26 protein-coding genes are annotated in these 20,980 nt (G+C 53.7%); 4 read left to right on the top strand and 22 right to left on the bottom strand.

From position 1 onward, the window contains the following. From QU667_RS05195 to cbiD, 8 genes are read right to left on the bottom strand one after another with little or no spacing between them, the layout of a single operon-like run. Positions 1–636 carry a precorrin-8X methylmutase gene (locus QU667_RS05195; protein ID WP_304988245.1) on the bottom strand — a complete coding sequence of 212 codons (636 nt, stop codon included), beginning with the start codon at positions 634–636 and terminating at the stop codon, positions 1–3. 15 nt (positions 637–651) lie between these two features. Beyond that, on the bottom strand, positions 652–1,434 hold the full coding sequence (gene cobK, locus QU667_RS05190) for a precorrin-6A reductase (protein ID WP_304988244.1): 783 nt from the start codon (positions 1,432–1,434) through the stop codon (positions 652–654). After that, the gene (cobJ, locus tag QU667_RS05185; RefSeq protein WP_304988243.1) at positions 1,431–2,186 is read right to left on the bottom strand and encodes a precorrin-3B C(17)-methyltransferase; all 756 of its coding nucleotides are present in this window, start codon (positions 2,184–2,186) and stop codon (positions 1,431–1,433) included. Before cobJ ends, cobK begins: the two co-directional genes overlap by 4 nt. Beyond that, complete coding sequence (locus QU667_RS05180) at positions 2,174–3,262, bottom strand: cobalt-precorrin 5A hydrolase (RefSeq protein WP_304988242.1); 1,089 nt, start codon at positions 3,260–3,262, stop codon at positions 2,174–2,176. The genes cobJ and QU667_RS05180 overlap by 13 nt, the downstream gene beginning before the upstream one ends. Next, positions 3,259–4,014, bottom strand: a complete 756-nt coding sequence (gene cobM / locus QU667_RS05175; RefSeq protein ID WP_304988241.1) for a precorrin-4 C(11)-methyltransferase — start codon at positions 4,012–4,014, stop codon at positions 3,259–3,261. The genes QU667_RS05180 and cobM overlap by 4 nt, the downstream gene beginning before the upstream one ends. Positions 4,015–4,023: 9 nt before the next feature. Beyond that, the gene (cbiT, locus tag QU667_RS05170) at positions 4,024–4,599 is read right to left on the bottom strand and encodes a precorrin-6Y C5,15-methyltransferase (decarboxylating) subunit CbiT (protein WP_304988240.1); all 576 of its coding nucleotides are present in this window, start codon (positions 4,597–4,599) and stop codon (positions 4,024–4,026) included. Then, positions 4,596–5,237 (bottom strand): precorrin-6y C5,15-methyltransferase (decarboxylating) subunit CbiE, encoded by a 642-nt coding sequence (gene cbiE, locus QU667_RS05165; protein ID WP_304988239.1) that lies wholly within the window; start codon positions 5,235–5,237, stop codon positions 4,596–4,598. The genes cbiT and cbiE overlap by 4 nt, the downstream gene beginning before the upstream one ends. Beyond that, positions 5,234–6,340: a cobalt-precorrin-5B (C(1))-methyltransferase CbiD gene (cbiD, locus tag QU667_RS05160; protein ID WP_304988238.1), complete on the bottom strand. Its 1,107-nt coding sequence runs from the start codon at positions 6,338–6,340 to the stop codon at positions 5,234–5,236. Before cbiD ends, cbiE begins: the two co-directional genes overlap by 4 nt. Positions 6,341–6,536: 196 nt before the next feature. On the opposite strand from cbiD, the gene QU667_RS05155 reads away from it, so the two are divergent. Further along, positions 6,537–7,481, top strand: a complete 945-nt coding sequence (locus QU667_RS05155; RefSeq protein WP_304988024.1) for a DDE-type integrase/transposase/recombinase — start codon at positions 6,537–6,539, stop codon at positions 7,479–7,481. 49 nt (positions 7,482–7,530) lie between these two features. On the opposite strand, the gene lexA is transcribed toward QU667_RS05155, so the two are convergent. The 12 genes from lexA to rpsU all read right to left on the bottom strand — a co-directional run bounded on the left by lexA (position 7,531) and on the right by rpsU (position 17,259). Then, a complete protein-coding gene (gene lexA, locus QU667_RS05150) occupies positions 7,531–8,145 on the bottom strand; it encodes a transcriptional repressor LexA (protein WP_304988237.1) in 615 nt (204 codons plus the stop codon). A gap of 92 nt (positions 8,146–8,237) precedes the next feature. Further along, positions 8,238–9,128, bottom strand: a complete 891-nt coding sequence (locus QU667_RS05145; RefSeq protein ID WP_304988236.1) for a prephenate dehydrogenase — start codon at positions 9,126–9,128, stop codon at positions 8,238–8,240. Beyond that, a complete protein-coding gene (gene aroF, locus QU667_RS05140; RefSeq protein ID WP_304988235.1) occupies positions 9,125–10,138 on the bottom strand; it encodes a 3-deoxy-7-phosphoheptulonate synthase in 1,014 nt (337 codons plus the stop codon). Before aroF ends, QU667_RS05145 begins: the two co-directional genes overlap by 4 nt. Positions 10,139–10,150: 12 nt before the next feature. Further along, positions 10,151–10,600, bottom strand: coding sequence for an N-acetyltransferase (locus tag QU667_RS05135; RefSeq protein WP_304988234.1), 450 nt, complete (start codon positions 10,598–10,600; stop codon positions 10,151–10,153). A 26-nt stretch (positions 10,601–10,626) separates the two neighbouring features. Further along, entirely contained in the window at positions 10,627–11,259 is a 633-nt protein-coding gene (gene nth, locus QU667_RS05130) for an endonuclease III (RefSeq protein ID WP_304988233.1), read from the bottom strand. Position 11,260: 1 nt separating this feature from the next. Beyond that, positions 11,261–12,622, bottom strand: a complete 1,362-nt coding sequence (locus QU667_RS05125) for a PFL family protein (protein ID WP_304988232.1) — start codon at positions 12,620–12,622, stop codon at positions 11,261–11,263. 15 nt (positions 12,623–12,637) lie between these two features. Next, complete coding sequence (locus tag QU667_RS05120) at positions 12,638–12,910, bottom strand: ACT domain-containing protein (protein WP_009656698.1); 273 nt, start codon at positions 12,908–12,910, stop codon at positions 12,638–12,640. A 336-nt stretch (positions 12,911–13,246) separates the two neighbouring features. Then, on the bottom strand, positions 13,247–14,806 hold the full coding sequence (guaA, locus tag QU667_RS05115; RefSeq protein ID WP_304988231.1) for a glutamine-hydrolyzing GMP synthase: 1,560 nt from the start codon (positions 14,804–14,806) through the stop codon (positions 13,247–13,249). Between the two features lie 16 nt (positions 14,807–14,822). Beyond that, a complete protein-coding gene (locus QU667_RS05110) occupies positions 14,823–15,305 on the bottom strand; it encodes a regulatory protein RecX (RefSeq protein WP_304988230.1) in 483 nt (160 codons plus the stop codon). Next, positions 15,302–16,435 carry a recombinase RecA gene (gene recA / locus QU667_RS05105; protein WP_304988229.1) on the bottom strand — a complete coding sequence of 378 codons (1,134 nt, stop codon included), beginning with the start codon at positions 16,433–16,435 and terminating at the stop codon, positions 15,302–15,304. Before recA ends, QU667_RS05110 begins: the two co-directional genes overlap by 4 nt. Positions 16,436–16,536: 101 nt before the next feature. Then, positions 16,537–16,980: a GatB/YqeY domain-containing protein gene (locus tag QU667_RS05100; protein WP_304988228.1), complete on the bottom strand. Its 444-nt coding sequence runs from the start codon at positions 16,978–16,980 to the stop codon at positions 16,537–16,539. A 96-nt stretch (positions 16,981–17,076) separates the two neighbouring features. Continuing rightward, positions 17,077–17,259, bottom strand: coding sequence for a 30S ribosomal protein S21 (rpsU, locus tag QU667_RS05095; RefSeq protein ID WP_005841552.1), 183 nt, complete (start codon positions 17,257–17,259; stop codon positions 17,077–17,079). Positions 17,260–17,544: 285 nt separating this feature from the next. Here rpsU and QU667_RS05090 point away from each other — a divergent pair, with 285 nt between their 5' ends. After that, positions 17,545–18,450: a metal ABC transporter substrate-binding protein gene (locus QU667_RS05090; RefSeq protein ID WP_304988227.1), complete on the top strand. Its 906-nt coding sequence runs from the start codon at positions 17,545–17,547 to the stop codon at positions 18,448–18,450. 79 nt (positions 18,451–18,529) lie between these two features. On the opposite strand, the gene tadA is transcribed toward QU667_RS05090, so the two are convergent. Both tadA and QU667_RS05080 read right to left on the bottom strand, forming a co-directional pair. Continuing rightward, positions 18,530–19,003 (bottom strand): tRNA adenosine(34) deaminase TadA, encoded by a 474-nt coding sequence (gene tadA, locus QU667_RS05085; RefSeq protein WP_304988226.1) that lies wholly within the window; start codon positions 19,001–19,003, stop codon positions 18,530–18,532. Next, positions 18,993–19,274: a hypothetical protein gene (locus QU667_RS05080; protein ID WP_304988225.1), complete on the bottom strand. Its 282-nt coding sequence runs from the start codon at positions 19,272–19,274 to the stop codon at positions 18,993–18,995. The genes tadA and QU667_RS05080 overlap by 11 nt, the downstream gene beginning before the upstream one ends. 355 nt (positions 19,275–19,629) lie before the next feature. Between QU667_RS05080 and QU667_RS05075 the strand changes: the two genes are divergently transcribed. Both QU667_RS05075 and QU667_RS05070 read left to right on the top strand, forming a co-directional pair. Continuing rightward, positions 19,630–20,103, top strand: a complete 474-nt coding sequence (locus QU667_RS05075) for a hypothetical protein (RefSeq protein ID WP_304988224.1) — start codon at positions 19,630–19,632, stop codon at positions 20,101–20,103. 92 nt (positions 20,104–20,195) lie between these two features. Beyond that, positions 20,196–20,831 carry a hypothetical protein gene (locus QU667_RS05070; RefSeq protein ID WP_304988412.1) on the top strand — a complete coding sequence of 212 codons (636 nt, stop codon included), beginning with the start codon at positions 20,196–20,198 and terminating at the stop codon, positions 20,829–20,831. Positions 20,832–20,980: the final 149 nt, after the last annotated feature.

The raw sequence follows: 20,980 nt of genomic DNA, 5'->3' as shown, positions 1-20,980 counted from the left end.
TTAGGGACGCGTGTTGTCAATGGTATACATGAGCGCATTGATCGCCGCCGCCGCAATCGGACTGCCGCCCTTCGTCCCCTCAACCGTGATGTACGGGACAATGCCGTTCTCTGCAAGCTCCGCCTTGGACTCCGCCGCACCCACGAATCCAACGGGAATCCCCACGATGCACGCGGGACGAATCCCCTCCTCGCGCACAAGGCGAAGCACCTCGAAAAGTGCCGTGGGCGCATTGCCGATGGCGACAATACTGCCGTCGAGATCCTTGCCGAATCGGCGCATGGCGACCATCGAACGCGTAATTCCAAGCTCCTTTGCCTGAGCGGCAACATCGGGATCAGCAACCAGACAATGTACCTCGCCGCCAAACGATGCGAGCTTTTTCTTGTTGATGCCCGTACGCACCATTTCAACATCCGTGTAGATGTGAGCGCCCGCCTTCAGAGCCTCAATGGCACGATCAATCGCCTCGGGATGCACACGCGTGATCGGCGCATAGCCGACATCACCGGAGGCATGAATCAAACGCGAATAGAGCTTCGTTGCACGCTCATCCAGATGCAGTCCCTCCAGATGGGGGGCAATCAGCTCCATGCTGCGGCTTTCAATCGCCATTGGTTCCTTGATAAAGTCCATAAAAAACTCCGATTTCTACGATCCCATCACCGAATCGACAAAATGTTTTACTTCCTCAAAACTGTGTGCCATACGCGGGTAATCGAGCACAGGGCGATCAATCACAACGACAGGCAGTCCCAAATCTTCCGCCGCTTGAAACTTGGCATCCGTGCCGCCAATGGTTCCACTGTTCTTCGTGACAATGACGTCCGCCTTGTACTTCTCATACATAGTTCGGTTGAGTTCGCGCGAAAACGGCCCCTGCATTGCAATGATCTGCGCCGGTGCCAGACCAAGCCCCTCACAGAGGGCAATCACATCTGCCGTCGGCAGGACACGCGCAATCAGCGTACAGTCTGCAAGCGGCTTCGCCTTCACAAAGCGTTCCAGATTGCGGCTGCCCGTCGTTAGAAATACATTTTTCCCAAAACGTGCCGCAGTCTCTGCCGCCTCCTCGTAGGAGTGTACAAGATGCACATTCTCATATGAAATATCCGTCAGATCGCGTTCAAAACGGATGTAGGGAATTCCCTCGGCCGCACATGCGGTCATGGCGTTGCGTGAAACATTGACCGCATAGGGATGGGTTGCGTCCACAAAGACGCGAATGCCGTACTCTTTAAAAAAGGTTCGCAGGCCCTCCTCATCGAGCGGCGTATCATTCACGACCAGACGTCCACTGCCTTTTTCCCGCTGCTCCATGAGAAGCTGTTGTCCGTACGAGCTGACCACTGATGCCGCGACATCATAGCCCACCGCACAAAGGCGGCGTACGATTTCGCGCCCGTCCTGCGTTCCCGCCGCCGTGAATATCACAGCCCCGGTTCCCGTTTCTGATAGCCGCGCGGCGTAATCATCCAGTTGCCCACCTGACGCGTCTTTGAGTTACCGATGATGACAAGCGAGAACATGTTTATGTCCTCGTTTGTAAATTTCCCAAGCGTTGAGATCTGCACAGCCTCATTTGTGCGGCTCGCTCCCGTCACAATACCGACCGGAGTCTCTGGAGTGCGGTGGCGCAAGAAAATATCCTGCACTGCATTGATCTGCCCCACACGTTTATTGCTGCGCGGATTGTAGAGTGCCGTGACAAAATCCCCCTGTGCCGCCAGCTCCGCACGTTCCTGAATGATCTCCCACGGCGTGAGCAGATCGGAGAGACTGATAACGACAAAATCGTGCATAATGGGCGCACCGAGAAGTCCTGCCGCCGCACTCATCGCAGAAACCCCGGGAATGACCCCGCCGAACTCAGGTTTCTCCTTCTCATCCATCTTTACAAGCAGTTCGAGAACAAGCCCCGCCATTCCGTAGATACCGGCATCGCCGCTCGATATGACGACGACCGTCTCTCCCTCCGACGCAGCCTTGAGTGCCGCGCGACAGCGATCAATCTCCTGTGTCATGCCTGTATCGAGCACCTTTTTCCCGTCGACCAATTCCGCGATCAGCTCCACATAGCGCTTATAGCCGACCACCGTCGTCGCCTCTTCGATCGTGCGCCGCGCACGGTAGGTCATATCATCCAGACTGCCGGGACCAATGCCCACAACACTTATTTTTCCCATAGGAGTGCCACCGTCACTTTCCCAAATGTTGTTTTGCCGAGCGCCATGCGCCCGCCTGCTTCTCCGGCGGCGCAGAGTGCCGCCGCCTCGGATACGTTGCCGACACCAATCGTCTGTCGGACAAAATCGGACTCCATGAGCCCGTATCGTTCAATCATCGCCGCCAATCTCTCCTTCGGGTAGAAATGAATCTCCCGCCCGAGGGTCGCAGCCGCCGCAAGAAGCCCCTGCTCCTCGCGCTTGACCGTCGTACTCGCGAAAAGATCAATCATTGACGGTTCACGCCCGATCATACCGCACGCCTCCGTCAGCGCACGCAGGATCTTCGCCTCGGACACACCTGCACGGCAGCCGACCCCCGCAATCAATCGGCGCGGCACAAGGTACAGTGTGCGCGGCTCAGATTCACTCGGAACATCTTCTGCCCTCGTGATGATAACACGGTATTCATCCGCCCCCACGGGGGGTATTTCTCCACGAAAGAGACGTGCCTGTATCTCCTCTGCACGCAGCTGCGCCTCATAGAACGCAGCATGAGGGAGGTTGCTCGCAATATAATACGCGATTTCCTTCCTCTCAAGCAGAGCCGTATTGAGCACCTGTATCGCGGACTTGGGTACGGGGCGCAGGGCAAGACGCGCGGCAATCGCATCCGGGGCAAACACGCCTGTCACATCCGTCGCCGTCGTGATGACGGGATCAGCCCCCACCGCCGCACAGAACTTGCGTGTGAGTTCGTTCGCACCGCCGATATGCCCCGAGAGGAGACTGATGCCGTGCCGTCCTGCCTCGTCAAAGACAAGTACGGCGGGGTCATACAGCTTACTCTCCACATACGGCGCGAGCATACGCACGACAATCCCCGTCGCCATCACGCATATCAGGGCGTCATAGCGCGAAAATGCCGTCTTTATGACATCTGCAAGACGCGAAAAGTATACTACATCATATTCTGACGGAATATGGCCGTGCAGACGCTCGGGCAGATGAATTGTCCCGCCGCCCTCGACCGCGTCTGCGAGGCGACGTGCAAGCTGCACCCCGCTCTCTGTCAGTGCAAAGAGCGCTGTTCTCACGACTTCGCTTCCCGGAACATGTGCGAAAACTCGGGCGCATAAAGCCGTGAGAGATCATACTCCGTATTGAGGCAGTCTCCAACCACAATCATCGCTGTGCGGTCAACCTCCTCTGACTTCACTTGTTCCGCAATCGACTTGAGCGTACCGCGCAGAATCTTCTGCTCCGGCCACGTCGCACGCTGGACAATGGCAATCGGCGTAGTATCCTCATAGCCGCCTGCGATGAGCTCCGCCACAACCTCCTCAATCATCGCAATTGAGAGGAAGATGCACATGGTCGCGTGATGTGCGGCGAGACTGCGCAGCTTCTCACGCTCCGGGACGGGTGTCCGCCCCTCGTTGCGCGTGATGATGACCGTCTGTGAGATGCCCGGCAGGGTGTACTCCTGCCGGAGTGCCGCCGCCGTCCCGAGGAAGGAACTGACCCCCGGCACAACATCGTAGTCAAATCCGCGCTTCTCCCATGCATCCATCTGCTCCTGAATCGCACCATAAATTGCGGGATCGCCCGTATGCAGACGGACGGTCATCTTGCCGTCCGCCTCTGCACGTGTGATGACCTCCACAACCTCGTCGAGGGTCATATGCGCCGAGTTGTGAATCTCCGCCCCCGCCTTGCACATATCGAGGAGAGCAGGATTGACAAGCGAACCGGCATAGATGATGACATCCGCCTCGGAGAGATAGCGTGCCCCCTTCACCGTAATGAGTTCGGGATCACCGGGACCTGCGCCGACAATATGGATCATGTAGATTCCTCACTTTCTCTGAGCTGTGATAATATAGATGGGGTTGAGTGCCTTTGCCATATCGTATGGACCGACACGCTCCAACCGGCTGATCTGTACCTGTATCGCTTCGTATGTATAGCTGTCTGCGTGTGCATGAAAATAATCCAGACAGGCGGCGACCGTCTGCACCGTGATCGCATTCGTCACGATACGCCCGTGAGAACGCAGACGCTCTCCGATAATATCCAGAATGTCCGAGAGTTTTCGCCCGCTGCCGCCAATCAAAGCCACATCAAGTTCAGGAAGCCCCTCCAGTGCCGCAGGGGCGGCCCCCTCGACGACGGTAATATTCTCCACCCCGAAATGTCTTGCGTTCTCCGCAATCAGACCAATGCCCTCGGGATTCTTCTCAATCGCATACACATGCCCCGCAGGAGCAAGTCGCGCCGCCTCGATCGAAAGCGATCCGGTGCCCGCACCGACATCATAGACGACGGAATCGCGCTCGATCTGTGCCTTGGCGAGTGTGAGGATGCGAATCTCCTCCTTCGTCATGGGTACCTTGCCGCGTACAAACGCCTCGTCCTTTATTCCAAGATTCATACATTCTCCTCATGTGCGCAGACAATAATAACACCGTGACCGATGCCTGTACCAGCCTTTGCCGCACCCAATGTCATCTCAATAATTTCCTCATCTTCATACGAAAGCCGCGTACACACGTACATACGGTCATTCTCCCGCCAACCACAGGAAAGCAGACGTGTGGCAATCGTCTGTGAATTGTTGCGCCCATCCGTCAGCATCCCGAGCACAGCCTCGGGTGCACGAAAGAGTTCCGTCTCCATGGGCTCCCGCCCGTGAAAGCTGAGGAGGCGTGCCGAGTGCCACGGCAGAGCCATCCGTGCGAACGCGAGCTGCAACGAGCTGATGCCGGGCACAACATCGATCTGCCCGATGGGAAACGTACGGCGCAGAGCGTCAAGCAAAGAGTAGTAACCGGGGTCGCCAGAGACCATGACCACCACATCATCCTCTGCAAGAGACTCCCGAATAAAGGAAAGCACCGAAGGAATATCCGCACCGATGGCGCACTCCCGCGCTCCGCTGCGTGAATAATCTGCAAGTGCACGTCGTCCCCCGACAAGAATACGGGCATTGTCAATTATTTTCTGTGCTTTTGGCAACAGATAGGCAGAATCTCCCGGGCCTATTCCAACAACGATGATTTTATGCGTCACTTCTCAAGTCTCCATCCGTATGCACGGGCGAAGCAACGCGCCCGTGCATCTGTACCGAGAATATCCCCCGCAAAGTTCACCATCAGCGCACCGACCTGAACCCTGCCGAAGAGATAGCGTTCTGCGCGAATATGGACGCGCTCTGCAATCACGGCACAGACCTGCTCCATCAGACCTGCAGCGGAGATGATCTCCATCGCATCCTCCGTCGTATTCGCTGCAAGAACGGCACGCACAGCATCCTGCGCCAGCCCCTCTGCCGCAGCATAAGCGGCAAGCGTTTCAAGGCGTGCATCTGCAATGCGGTTGTGCGTGTGAAACACCCCCGCCGCCATTTTCACAAGTTTCCCCGTATGACCGAGGATGAGGATTTTCTCCGCCCCACGCTCTGCGGCACGATCCAACATAAACCCGATGAAATTGCTCGTCTCGATCAGTGCTGTCTGCGGTACACCAAGCGAACGTGCGATTTTCTCCCCGATCTTTCCGGGTACGAATACGAGCACCGGCTCGCCCGCCGCAAGTGCCACATCGATCTGTGGCACAAGGGAATCCTTGAACGCCTCCTCCGACATCGGACGGAGGACTCCCGTCGTCCCGATCACGGAGATTCCACCCTCGATGCCAAGTACGGGGTTCAAGGTTTTCTTCGCCAGTTCCACGCCTGCGGGAATGGCGATCGTCACGCGTGCACCTGTATCGGTACGCCCCGTCATCTCCTCAATGACGTTGCGAATCAACTTTCGTGGGCCTTCATTGATCGACGGCTCACCGACGGGGAGACTCATGCCGCGCTTCGTCACCGTACCGACACCCTCGCCCGCACAGAACTCAATACCTGCCTCATCGCGCAGCGCGACCGTGGTGAACACGGAGGCACCGTTCGTGATGTCGGGATCATCCCCCGAAAACTTCACCACCTCGGCTCGAATCCCCTCTGTCGTCTCCGTGACAGACTTCACCGGAATCGTCAGAGGCGTTCCGTCGAGCGCAATCAGGTCAACCGTACTCCAATCCGCCCCCGCCATAAAGAGAAACGCAGCTTTGACTCCCGCCGCCGCACACGCGCCCGTCGTGTAGCCACTGCGTAAATTCTTTGCCATAATCACCTCTCAAATGACAGAAAAACAAAATTATTATATCATTGTTCCGGGCAAATGAAAAGAGAGCACCATCCTTTTCGCACAGTGCTCTGTGTAGGATTACAATAGATATGTTACACAAGTAAATAAAAAGAGAAAGCCCATTTGTGTTATGCTCTATCTAGCAAAACAAACCACACACAAAGGAGGCTTTCTCATGAAAAGCATAACACAGGACATCAAGTATTATCAAGCGATTCTTTCCTATGCAGATCAGCATGGCGTCACAAAGGCTGCCATTAAGTACCGCACTTATCGCCAGTTCATCTATCGACTGCGTAATCGCTACGATGGTACACCCAAATCCCTCGCACCAAAGTCGCGACGCCCCCATCATCACCCCAACGAACACTCCGATCAAGAGATTGCCCTCATTCGGCGGATGCGCAAACGTCGTCCCAATACGGGTCTTGTCCGCTTCTGGGTGCGCCTGCGTAAAAAGGGGTATACACGCTCCATTGCCGGTCTTTACCGCTGCATGAAACGTCTGGGGCTTAAAACAAGCAAGCCCAAGAAACCTGTATATCAGCCAAAACCATATCAGCAGGCAACCTTCCCCGGAGAAAAAGTTCAGATTGATGTCAAAGTCGTTCCCTCCGCCTGCATTGTCGGACAGGCAAAAGAGCAGGGCGAGAAGATGTACCAATACACAGCGATTGACGAATGTACACGCTTTCGCTTTATTGCGGCATTTAAGGAGCAATCAACATATTCATCCATGCTTTTCCTGCAGCAGCTCATCCGTCGTTTCCCGTTCAAGATACATAAAGTACAGACAGATAACGGGGCGGAGTTTACCAAGCGTTTCCAAGCGGCGGATGAAGAAAATCTGACGCTGTTTGAAAAGGAGTTAAAGCGTCTTGGCATTGCACACCAGAAGATTCGCCCCTATACGCCGAGGCATAACGGTAAGGTAGAGCGTTCCCACCGAAAGGACAACGAGGAGTTTTACGCCACGCATACGTTTTACTCGTTTGAGGATTTCAAGGTGCAGCTTGCACGGAGAAACAGGGAGTATAACAATTTTCCGATGCGTCCCCTCGGATGGAAGTCTCCTCGTGAGACTCTTTCTCTGCTTCTCTCTTGTGTAACATATGATTGACAAACCTACAGCACCATCCTTTTCGCACAGTGCTCCCACAAAAGGTCTTTCAAATATGGCGATAGAGGCCGATGACCTTGCCGAGGATTCGGACATCCGTCTCGTAGAACGGCTCCATCGAGTCGTTTTCCGGCTGGAGGCGAATGCAGTTCTTCTCACGGAAGAAACGCTTCACCGTTGCCGACTCACCGTCAACAAGCGCGACAACAATCTCACCATTGTTCGCTGTCGGCTGCTGCCGCACGAGCACAAAGTCTCCGTCGAATATCCCGACGTTAATCATGCTGTCGCCCTGAATGCGCAGCATGAACACATCCTCTGCCGTGCCAATAAGTCCGCGCGGAAAGGAGAATACTTCCTCCACATTCTGCTCCGCAAGGATCGGCTCTCCCGCCGTCACCGTCCCGACGAGCGGCACCGGGATCGTACGTCCCCACGGATTCTCCCCCATGATGTCGATGGCGCGCGGCTTTGTCGCATCTCGACGGATTGCCCCGTTTTCCTCAAGCATGGAAAGATAACGATGCACGGTTGAACTGGACTTCAGTCCGACCGCCGACCCAATCTCACGCACCGAGGGCGGATAGCCCTTTTCGACGAGAAAGTCCTTGATATACTGCAAAATTTCGGATTGACGCCGTGTGGAGATTCTGGTTTTCTTCACGGTAATACCCCCTGACAGGTTTTCGTACACACATAGCCGCTTTTATCATAGCATATATACGTTCTAAAAAAAAGAGGGTTTTTTTAAAAACTTCAATTTGTATCAAATTTCTGTTCTGCGTCGTGCAGAATACTGTCACGGCGCCACTTTGACGCGCTGAAATAATCGTACACCGCCTGTCGATCCCCTGCTTCCACGGCAGTAATAACTTCACCGAGAATCGCCTGCAGCTGGCGCATGGAGTCCGCGATCGACCTCCCATTCGTCATGCAGATGTCCGCCCACATATCCGCATTGGACGAAGCAATGCGCGTCGTATCCTTGAACCCTCCGCCGATGAGCTTTAGACACGAGTCCAGATCATCACCGCTCCGGTTGAGCAGTGTGACGAGCGCTGCTGCCGCCAGATGGGGAACGTGGCTGATAACTGCTGCACAGCGGTCATGCTGTGCAAGGTCGAGCGTGGTAAATTTCGCACCTGTGAGCCTTAAAATCGCCATCAGACGATCCTTCACCGCCTGCGGTATCTGCGGATCATCAATGATGACATACGCCTTGTGGACAAAGAGATCCTTTGTCGCTGCCTCGACCCCGCTCTTTTCGCGTCCCGTCATCGGATGCCCGGGTACATAATACACATACGGAGGCAGTATTTCATGCAGTGCATCGTAAACATAGCCCTTTGTACTGCCCGCGTCGGTCAGGATTGCACCATCTTTCAGATAGGGAAGGATTTTTTTCACCATCGGTACGATCTGCAAAACAGGCGGGCTGAGATAAACAATATCCGCAGCTCCGACCACCGTCGCAAGATCAGACGAGGCGCAGTCCACCGCACCACATTCCATCGCTGCACGCATGGACTTCTCGGAGCGGCAGAGTCCCGTGATATAGATCTCCTCACCGAGCGCATCCTTCAAACAAAGTCCGAGCGAGCCGCCGATGAGCCCGACACCGATGATGGCGAGCTTCGTTCCGCTCATACGCGCCGACCGACTGCGGGTGCAATCTGACGTACCTCATCCATCAGCTGCTCGAAATTACGCGGAACAAGACTCTGATCTCCATCCGAAAGAGCGCACTCCGGATGGCAATGAACCTCGATGATGAGACCATCCGCCCCGACGGCAACGGAGGCGCGCGCCAGCGGGCGCACCATCTGCCAACGCCCCGTTCCGTGACTGGGGTCGGCAATGACGGGGAAATGCGTGAGCTCCTTGAGTGCCGCAACGGCATTGAGATCCATCGTATTGCGCGTGTAGGTTTCATACGTACGGATGCCGCGCTCACAGAAGATGATGTTCTCGTTCCCACCCGAGGCAATGTATTCGGCTGCATTCAGCCACTCGCTGATCGTCGCTGAGAGTCCACGCTTAAAAAGAATGGGCATCTTCGTTTTGCCGAGTGCCTTGAGCATTTGGAAGTTCTGCATATTGCGTGCACCAACCTGAAGAAGATCGGCATACTCCGACACAACCTCAATATCATCCTTGTCAACGATCTCGGTAACGACGCGCAGCCCCGTCTTATCTCCGACATCGCGGAGAATTTTCAGCCCCTCAAGCCCGAGCCCCTGAAAGTCATACGGGCTCGTACGCGGCTTAAACGCACCGCCGCGCAGAAACTCTGCCCCCGCAGCCTTGACCTTGACCGCAACCTCATAGAGTTGGTCGTAACTCTCGACCGAGCATGGCCCCGCCATAACAGCAAGCTGCTCACCCCCGATAGGAAAGCCTGCCACATCCACAATCGTATCCGCCGGATGGAAATCACGGCTGACCAGCTTATACTTCTCCGTAATGCGAACTGTTTTTTCAACACCATCCATCATATTCATCTCGAGCCCCGCAATGAGCTTTTTATCTCCGATCACCCCGATGATGAAACGATCTTCACCTTGGGACAAATGTGTGCGAAGTCCCGCCTGCTCTATCTTCGCCGTGACATGATCGATATTTTCCTGTGTCGCTCTCGAATTCATCACAACAATCATAATGCCCCTCCATCATACCTTTACCATAGCGATCTCATCACAGTTCGGATACTTCGGACAGTCGATGCACTCTTTCCACACCTTCTGCGGCAGTTCCTCTCGACTGATGCGGATAAAACCGAGTTTGCGAAAAAATTCCGGCTTGTAGGTGAGCGTGAACACCTTCTCTATCCCGAGTGCGTCTCCCTCTGTGAGCAGATACCCGACAATCTCCGCACCGATGCCCTGCCGCGTACGCGCAGGAGCAATCGCCATCATGCGTACCTCGGCGAGCCGATCCCACATGATATGCAGTGCGCCGACACCGACAACAGTCCCGTCATCCTCTGCAACAATCATGTCACGCAAATTTTCATAGAGAGTGTTGCGCGAACGTGGGAGCATCTCCCCCCGTGCGGCATAGATATGCACGAGCCCATATATGGACTCGACATCGCCAAACCGCGCCTTTCGGTAAATCATGCTCTCACGCCCCTTTCATCGGGATTTTATGCGGCACTGCTCGGACAAACTTGAGCGAGCGGACATTCGCTGCAGAGCGGTTTGCGTGCCTTGCAGAGCTGTCGTCCATGCAGGATCAGCCAGTGATGTGCGTCGCTCCAATCCGTGCGCGGGATTGCCTTTTGCAGCCCTTTCTCCACCTCAAGCGGGGTCTTGCCGACCGCAAGGCGCAAACGGTTCGCCACGCGGAACACATGGGTATCAACCGCAATCGCAGGCGCATGAAACGCAACGCTCATCACGACATTCGCCGTCTTGCGCCCGACCCCGGGGAGTTTTTGCAGTGCCTCGAAATCGGCGGGAACCTCCCCGCTGTATTCCTGTAAGAGGATATGGCAGATCTCCAGAATATGCTTTGCCTTCATACGAAAGAATCCACAGTCATGAATCGCCGTTTCGAGCTTCACCTGCCCAAGTGCGGCAATCGCCTCCGGCGTATTCGCATATTGAAACAGCCGTCCCGTTACCACATTCACGCGCACATCCGTACACTGTGCCGACAAAATCACCGCAATCAGCAGCTCGAACGGTGTCTTGAACGTGAGGGCGGGCTTTGCATTCGGATAGAGTTCCTTCAGGATACGCAGCTGCTCCGCCTTAATGGCTTTCGTTACTCTCATATCAGTTCGTCAGCGACCGCGTCGGCGCAGGAATTCGCCCACCGCGTGCAATGAACGCCGCCGAGCTGAATCCGCTGCGCACGGGTACAATCGGCGAATAACCAAGGAGACCGCCGAACGATACGCCCTCGCCGACCTTCTTGCCCGGTACAGGGATCACACGCACCGCCGTCGTCTTATTGTTCACCATGCCGATGGCCGCCTCGTCCGCGATGATGGCAGAGATCGTTGCCGCAGACGTATCGCCCTCAATCGCGATCATATCGAGACCGACCGAGCAGACACAAGTCATCGCCTCAAGTTTCTCAATCGAAAGGCTGCCGCGCTCTACCGCATCAATCATGCCCTCATCCTCGCTCACAGGAATGAATGCACCCGAGAGCCCTCCGACATGGGAGCTCGCCATCAGGCCGCCCTTCTTCACCGCGTCATTGAGGAGTGCGAGCGCAGCCGTCGTCCCCGGCGCACCGCACGCCTCCAACCCCATCTCCTCAAGAATACGTGCCACACTGTCGCCGACCTCCGAAGTCGGCGCAAGCGAGAGATCAATAATGCCGAACGGCACGCCCAGACGGCGCGACGCCTCGCGTGCGACGAGCTGTCCCACACGCGTAATCTTGAACGCCGTACGCTTGATCGTCTCGGCGATCTCGGTGAAATCCGCGCCCTTGAGATCCTCAAGCGCGTGCTTCACAACACCGGGTCCGCTGACCCCCACATTGATAACGCGGTCGCCCTCGGCAACCCCGTGAAACGCCCCTGCCATAAAGGGATTGTCTCCCGGTGCGTTGCAAAACACAACGATCTTTGCACAGCCGATTGCCTCCTGCTCACGCGTCAGTTCCGCCGTACGCTTGATCACCTCCCCCATCTCGCGCACCGCATCCATATTGATGCCCGCTTTGGTCGAGCCAATGTTCACCGACGAACAGACAATATCCGTCGCTGCCATTGCCTGAGGAATTGAGTTGATAAGCACACGATCGCCGTGCGTCATCCCCTTTTCAACGAGCGCGGAAAAACCGCCGATGAAGTTGACCCCGACCGCCTTTGCCGCACGATCAAGCGCCTCCGCCACGGGCACAAACGAATCCGTTTGACACGCGTCCGCCGCAATCGCAATCGGCGTAACGGAGATACGCTTGTTGATGATGGGGATGCCATACTCCCTCTCGATATCCTCGCCCGTGCGAACGAGATACTCTGCCGAGCGTGTGATCTTCTCATACACATTCTGGCAGAACTTGTCAATGTTCGGATGCGCACAGTCACGCAGAGAAATGCCCATCGTGATCGTACGCACATCCAGGCGGTTCTCCGTAATCATCCGATTGGTTTCACGGATGTCGTCAAATGTAATCACTCTGCCGCTCCTCGCTCAAATACTGTGCATAACCTGAAAAATCTCCTGATGCTGGAGTTTGATCTCCAGACCGCGCTCCTCGCCCTTCTTACGCAAGAGTTCCTGCAAATCCTTCAAGCGGATCTCCGCATCGTCCGGCATCTCGGCAATCATGACCATGTTGAAGAACCCATCCATGATATTCTGATTCACATTCATGATATTCACGCGCTGCTCCGCGAGAATTCCGCTCACCATCGCCACAATACCGACTTGATCTCGTCCGACAATCGTCACAACCAGCTTCATCGCCGTCACTCCTCACAGAAAATATGTACTCCCCCAACGCAAATTGAGATAGAGATATACACTAAGTTATAGCAGAGAACATCAAAATATGCAAGGAGGCGATACAGCAATTCAGAAAGGTAGATTGTAAAATCAAGAGATTATTTTCATAGCACAAAACTACATGTTTTGAAGACATACTGCAGATCTATGCTCATCTATATCCGCAGGAGCGAGATATGATCATTGACACCATCGAAAGCGATCCTGCAACAAAATAAGGGGTCAAACGGGGATCACGAAAAATAAATAAGCGCAGGGAACCTTAATATGTAAGGATCTCTGCGCTATTTTCGTTTATTCGAGTTCGATCGTTGCCGGCGGCTTTCCTGTACAGTCATAGAGGACGCGGTTAACACCATGTACCTCGTTGACAATGCGCGTGGTCACCTTTGACAGGACTTCCCACGGGAGCTGTGCTGCCTCTGCGGTCATGAAGTCACTGGTTTCAACGGCACGCAGGACAACGGCATAGTCATAGGTGCGTCCATCGCCCATGACACCGACGGAGCGCATATTGGTAAGCGCAGCAAAATACTGCCCGAGATTTTTTTGGATGCCCGCCTTCGCAATCTCCTCACGGTAGATGGCATCCGCGTCCTGCACAATCTGAACCTTCTCTGCCGTCACCTCGCCAATGATGCGGATGCCAAGACCGGGTCCCGGGAACGGTTGCCGGTCGACGAGATAGTCCGGAATGCCCAGCTCACGCCCGGCTGCACGCACCTCGTCCTTAAAGAGCAGACGGAGCGGCTCGACAATCTCCTTAAAATCTACATGGTTGGGTAGTCCACCGACGTTGTGGTGCGATTTGATGACCGCAGATTTACCAAGTCCGCTCTCAATGACATCGGGGTAGATCGTTCCCTGCACAAGGAAGTCCACTGCACCGATCTCATGTGCAGCCTCCTCGAATACGCGGATAAATTCCTCACCGATGATCTTGCGCTTTGCCTCCGGCTCGGTTACCCCCTTGAGCTTTGCATAGAAACGATCACGCGCATTGATGCGGATGAAGTTGACATCGTAGGTGCCGGATGTTCCGAAAACGGCTTCGACCTCATCCCCCTCATTCTTGCGCAGGAGTCCGTGATCGACAAAGACGCAGGTGAGCTGGCTGCCAATTGCCTTGGAGAGCAGGACTGCTGCAACGGAGGAGTCAACGCCGCCTGAGAGCGCACAGAGTGCACGCCCCGTACCGATCTTTTCACGCAGTTCCTCAATGGTTTTCTGTACGAAGGAATCCATGCGCCATGTACCCGTGCATTTGCAGACGTGATAGACAAAATTTCTCAGGATCTCAGTTCCATGCTCCGTGTGCATGACCTCGGGATGGAACTGCACAGCATAAAGCCCTTGACGCGGATTCTCCATCGCCGCAATCGGACAGACGGGAGTGTCTGCCGTTGTATGGAAGCCTGCGGGAAGCTCGCTGATATAGTCCGTGTGGCTCATCCAGCAGATGTTTTTGGCCGGAATCCCGTCAAACAGACGGGACGCTTTGTCCGTGATGTCGACTTCTGTCCGCCCGTATTCACTCGTGGGAGCAGTTTCAACGCGCCCGCCGCAGAGATGTGCCATCAGCTGGGCGCCGTAACAGATGCCGAGGACAGGAATCCCCAGTGCAAAGAGTTCTTTCGGTGCCGTTATGGCTTCCGCCCCGTAGACGCTGTTCGGACCGCCTGTCAGAATGATGCCGCGCGGTGCGAGTTCCCGAATGCGATCCAAGGACAACGTATGAGGATGTACCTCGCAATAGACGTGGTTTTCCCGTACGCGGCGTGCAATGAGCTGATTGTACTGTCCACCAAAATCCAGTACCAAAATCATTTCCGAGGTCTCGGGTCTGTTCATCATGGATATCCCTTTCTCTCTAATCTTCTGCATTTTCCGTAAAATTTCGCACGGCTGCGTGTGATACATCGACGGAAAACCCCTTCTGATAGAGATTTGCCATCATCTTTTGATACTTGTCTGTTGGCTTGAACTTCATTGCAAGCACGCGCTCGGCGGCGGCTGTTTCCCGCTCGTAGGTATCCTCGGGGACAACGCTCCATACAAGGTCGTGATCGAAGCCGCGCTGCATGAGTTTCGCACAGATCTGACGAACGGAATTCCGACTTTCGTTGTAGAGATACATAAACTGCTGCGTGCAGAGATCCGTATCGTCAAGATAGTGACGCTCGATGAGACGCGCGATGGCAGCATCGATCTCCTCTGCGGGAAAGCCCTTGCGCGTGAGTTTTTCGCGCAGCTTCTGTTCGCTGTGCGCCTGCCGCGCAAGGTAGTCGACCGCCGTTATCAGTGCAGTCTTGTCCGTCGCCTTTCGGGAACGCTTCGCCCCTGTATCACTCATTCCTCCGTCTCCGGCATTGCCTCTTCCTCCGGGAGATCAGTTGTTTCTTGATCTGCGTCTGCAGCGGCTTTTTTTGACCCGCCCTTCTTCTTCGGGGTTACCCCTTCGACAAGAATTTTTGTGCGGATCTTTTCTTCAATCTCGGCAATGAGTTCCGGTTTTTCCTCCAAGGTCGCCTTTGCGTTTTCCTTTCCTTGACCAAGCCGCGTCCCCTCATAGGCATACCATGCACCGCTTTTGTTTACGATGTCCAGATCGACACCCATGTCGATGATGCTGCCCAGACGTGAAACTCCCTCACCATATATGATGTCAAATTCCGCTGTCTTAAAGGGCGGTGCGACCTTATTCTTGACAATCTTCGCGCGCGTACGGTTTCCGAGGGACTCCGTTCCCTGTTTGATGGAATCGGCGCGACGTACATCAATACGCACAGAGGAGTAGAACTTCAGTGCACGACCGCCTGTTGTCGTCTCCGGATTGCCGTAGGTGACACCGATCTTTTCGCGCAGCTGGTTGATAAAGACGGCAACGGTGCGGGTTTTGCTGATGATGCCCGTGAGTTTGCGCATCGCCTGGCTCATCAGACGCGCTTGGAGACCGACGACGGACGATCCCATGTCGCCCTCGATCTCCGACTTTGGAACGAGTGCCGCCACAGAATCCACCACGATAATATCTATGGCACCACTGTGCACGAGCGCATCTACGATCTCAAGTGCCTGTTCACCTGTATCGGGCTGGGAAATCAGGAGATCATCGGTGTTTACCCCAAGTTTGCGTGCATACTCCGGATCAAGCGCGTGTTCCGCGTCGATAAATGCAGCAAGTCCCCCTGCCTTTTGTGCCTCGGCAATCATGTGCAAAGTAACAGTTGTCTTTCCTGAGGATTCCGGCCCATATACCTCGATAATCCTTCCGCGTGGAATACCGCCAACGCCAAGGGCAATGTCGAGCGGGAGAATCCCCGTCGAGATGACCTCGATGTTCATGTTTGCCTTGGCTTCGCCAAGGCGCATGATTGCCCCCTTTCCATGATTTTTCTCAATCTGCTTGAGCGCGTTTTCCAGTGCCTCTTCGCGTGTCATGGGTTTATCGCGTTTGCTGTCTTTTTTTTCCTTCTCCGCCATATCATCCGCTCCTTTGATGATTTATTTTCTTTTCAATTATACGAAAATCCCCGCACTTTTGTCAAAAGGAATGTGCGGGGATTTTAACATAAGAGAAACATTTACTTCAAAAGTGAGCGAACAATTTCATTGACGAGTTTTCCGTCGGCACGCCCTTTGACACGCGGCATGAGCACGCCCATGACCTTGCCCATATCCTTTGCTGTCGTTGCGCCGACCTCGGAAACCGCTGCCTCTACAATTCGCCTCACCTCATCGGCGCTGAGCTGTTCGGGGAGATACGGCATCAGAATCGCGATTTCTGCCTGCGTTTTCTCTACGAGATCAGCACGGTTCCCACGTTCGAATTCCTCAATGGAGTCCCGCCGCATCTTCACTTCCTTGGTAATAACACCGATGATTTCATCATCGCTCAGTGTCTTCTTCCCGTCGATCTCAGCCTGACGAACGGCACCGCGCACCAAACGGATCACAGAGAGACGCTCTTTCTCTCCGTGCTTCATGGCCTCCTTCATATCCGCAGTCAGTTTTTCCATCAATGACATAGGTTTTCATCCTTTCATACAGACATAATACAGACATAATACAGACATAAATAGAAAAACATCCGTGGCACAGCGTCCACGGATGCCTCTTTGCAATCAGCCCCTGTATTTGCGTTTACGCGCTGCCTCAGACTTCTTCTTGCGGCGTACGCTCGGTTTCTCGTAATGTTCACGCTTACGAACTTCGGCAAGCGTGCCGGCCTTCTGTGACATACGCTTAAAGCGGCGGAGAGCACTATCGATCGACTCATTTTTGCCGACCTTGATTTCATTTGCCATGCATTTCCCCTCCCTCCACGCGCGGAGTAATGTTGCACCGATAAATGATGCAAACACATTATACCCCATGGGGATAATCCATGTCAATCGTGTTATGAAAATTTCACAAGACAGAGGATGATATAATCATCTATTCTCTTGAACACTTATTTATACATAGTATGCAACGATAAAAAAATTTTATATTTTATATTGACATTATCTCTCAGTGTGCGTTATTATTTTATCCGTGAAATTTCACCTAATTCACACAACGTTCAGCTGTATTAAGGAGATCTGATACCCATGCGTACAACAACAAAGATTCTATCTCTCCTGCTCCTTGTCCTTTCCGTTGCCCTTGTCGGCTGCGGCACTACAGACAAGGCTGCAGAAAAGAAAACGGCAGAGCCGTTCCGTATTGTGACCTCGTTCTATCCCATGTATGTTGCGACCATCAACATCACGGATGGTGTGGACGGCGTCGAGGTGTACAATATGACGAAGCCGCAGACGGGCTGCCTACATGACTATCAGCTCATGACGGAGGATATGAAAACGCTCGAAAAGGCGGATGCCTTCGTTATCAATGGAGCCGGTATGGAGGACTTCATGGACAAGGTGACGGAGCAGCAGAAAAAGCTGAAAGTCATTGATGCCTCACGCGGTATTGCATTGATTCACGATGAGGAGGGTGACAACCCCCATGTTTGGCTGAGTGTTACGGACGCGATCACGCAGGTACGCAACATTGCCGACCAACTCAAGGAGGCAGATCCTTCTCATGCGGCACAGTATGAAAAAAATGCTGCGGCATACATCGAAAAACTCACAGCACTCAAGACAGAGATGCACGCAGCACTTGACAATGTACCACATAAGGACGTTGTCACATTCCATGAGGCATTCCCCTACTTTGCAAAGGAGTTCCATCTGAATATCATCGGTGTAGTGGAACGTGAGCCGGGAACGGAGCCGACCCCGACGGAACTGCAGGAAACCATCGAGCAGGTCAATTCCCTCCCCTCGAAGGTTCTCTTTACCGAACCGCAGTACTCCCCTGCTGCTGCTGAGACCATCGCTCGTGAAACGGGCGCTAAGATTTATACACTCGATCCCGTTGTGACCGGCGAGGCAACCCCTGCGGCGAAGAATGCCTATATCGACACAATGAAAAATAATATGAAGACTTTGCAGGAAGCACTCAAGTAAATTCTTCCCATGTAAAAGCCGTCCACGGCAAAACGCTGTGGACGGCTTTTGAAGTGCAAGTAAGTGAGGAACGGTTTGTCTATGATGGCGCGCCTTTGCTTTTTCGCCGTGCGCGAAAAAAACGCTTGATGAGCTCTGAACACTCTTCTGCCAATACGCCGGAACGCATTTCGGGCTGATGGTTCAGCGCAGGGCATTCCGTGATGTTAAAGAGTGACTCGCAGGCTCCCGCCTTTGTATCCGTACTTCCATAGACCACGCGGCTAATGCGGCTCATGACAATTGCGCCGGCACACATTGGACATGGCTCGATCGTCACATAGAGGGTCATCCCCGTGAGCCGCCAACGTCCGAGACGCTGACAGGCACGCCGGATCGCAATCAGTTCGGCATGTGCTGTTGCATCATGTTGTGTTTCACGCAGATTGTATCCACCGGCAATGACCTCTCCGGAATCGTTCAAAATGACGGCTCCAATCGGAACTTCACCAAGTACATAGGCACGTTCCGCCTCCGCGAGAGCCAACCGCATTCCATGCACATCATCCGGCATGAGGCAGCTTACCCTTCACCACTGAAATATCAGCTTTTCCCTGATAAAAAAGGGACTGTGTCGGGCGGCCAACCTCAAGATGATATGCTCTGTCATGGGATGCAGTGTGTTCGTTCTGCTGATTTTTTTTCTTTTCCATTTCATCGTTGAAAATGGATGCAAAGGACTCGTCCTGTTCCCGCTCCTCAAAACCTTTTTTCCGCTCGAACAACTCATCGTTGTTGAACCTGAGACGCTTTATGCGCATAACTCGCTCAATACGTTCCACCATTGCTGACACCTCCCATAGTATTGACACACTATTCTCTCTTATACTCTTTATATCGTTTTCTTTGAAAGGAACTTAAGGGAAGACTGAAAAGCCTCTGAGGGAAAGTATTCAGAGGCTTTTCAGCGTTTCCTCCTATAATTTCCGTAATGTTGAGGAATTGCTGATAAAACAGCCCCTCGGATTGGCACAGATTTTTCGTCCGAACAGGGAGGCGAACTTGACGCATATCCAAAGTATGCGAAGGATTTGCAGGCATTGAGCGGACAAGAGGTGCGCCAAGATGATGGTTCTGTATTGATCCGTACTTCCTTAAATGTCCCTATTGTGAATATTTTGGGCAAAGGAGATGTGAACCATGATTCGCTATGGAAAACGAATGACAGGGCTTGTGCTGGGGGCTGCTCTCATCGGCAGTGTGGCAGAGGCTTCTGTGCCGCAGGAGGCGCTCGTCGTCGGCGGCATCGAATACGGTGCATCTGACTCCTATGTCCGCAGTGTCTATGGGGCACCGCGCGAGGTGGAGACGAAATACAACCCCGCGTATGCCGACGGGCAGGCAATTGAATGGGAATACGGCAATGATTTCGACATTCTCTTTGTAGATGGAACTGTTCGTCAGGTTGAGGTCGGCAAGCCAAACGGCATGAAAACGGCAGCAAACATTACAGTCGGTACGGACGTAAATACTTTAATTGCAGCGTATGGACAGCCGGATGCCATACACGACGATAAATACATTTACTTTGTGGATGGAGATTCGTCGATTGGATTTACCTTTGAAATAGCAGGAAGTCATGTCAAGGAGATCAAAATGGGCATAATCCACTAGCCAACAACATATCCACTGTTAGAAAAACAACAGCGGAATCTTGTTGGCAGATGATGTGAAAGCTGCTTCCGAGGGAGAGAGAACCTTTGAATATGCGGATGTGTGCCGCCTTTGTTGGGATTGCGGTCATTGCCGGTGCTGCAGTGAGTGTCACTGTGGATATGTATCGCTCTGCGGGGACAACACCGCAGAGCACAGATGTTGGAAAGAGAATCACCATTGCACGGGATTCTGTAGAAAAGACACTTTCTGCAGATGATGCAGCGAGACGTGAGGCGGGGCTGCTGCGGCAGCACCGTGCAGAGGAGCAGAAGTCTGCCGTACGCATCGCCCGTGAGGCATTGCTGCTGGCTGATATTGCCTACGGTGCCACTGAGGCCGATGTACGTGCACGCTACGGTACTCCTTTTGAGATGGAGTCGGAGCATTCCATGCGTTATGCGGGAAAAGAAGTTGTCAAATATGAGTATACGGACAACTTGTCATTGGACTTTGTTGACGGGCTCGTCCGTCTTGTCAAAATTTCTGAGCACAGTGCTCTCGCATCGGGCAAGGGGGTTCGCATCGGAACACCTGTTGAGGAACTGCGTCGTGTCTATGGTGAGCCGAGCATGGTCTACGGCGAGGACTATATCTACTTCTCCGAGGAGGATCCAACCATCGGTTTTGCCTTCGAAATAAAGCATGGACAGGTAGAAGAAATCAGGATGGGCGATTTGGGTCTCTGATGATTTTGAGCATCATCAAAACGTGTGAGGGAACATGATGTTCAGATCGCTCTATATTCCCATGGCAGTGCTGCGTATCAGTGCTTCTTCAAACACCAATATCAAAAAGCTGTACGAAGAATACCTTCGTACAGCTTTTTTCTTTTCCC

This window comes from Selenomonas dianae, from assembly GCF_030644225.1.
GTDB lineage: Bacteria > Bacillota > Negativicutes > Selenomonadales > Selenomonadaceae > Centipeda > Centipeda dianae.
Note: the sequence above shows the minus strand (reverse complement) of the source record. Positions and strands in the feature narration are given on the sequence as shown.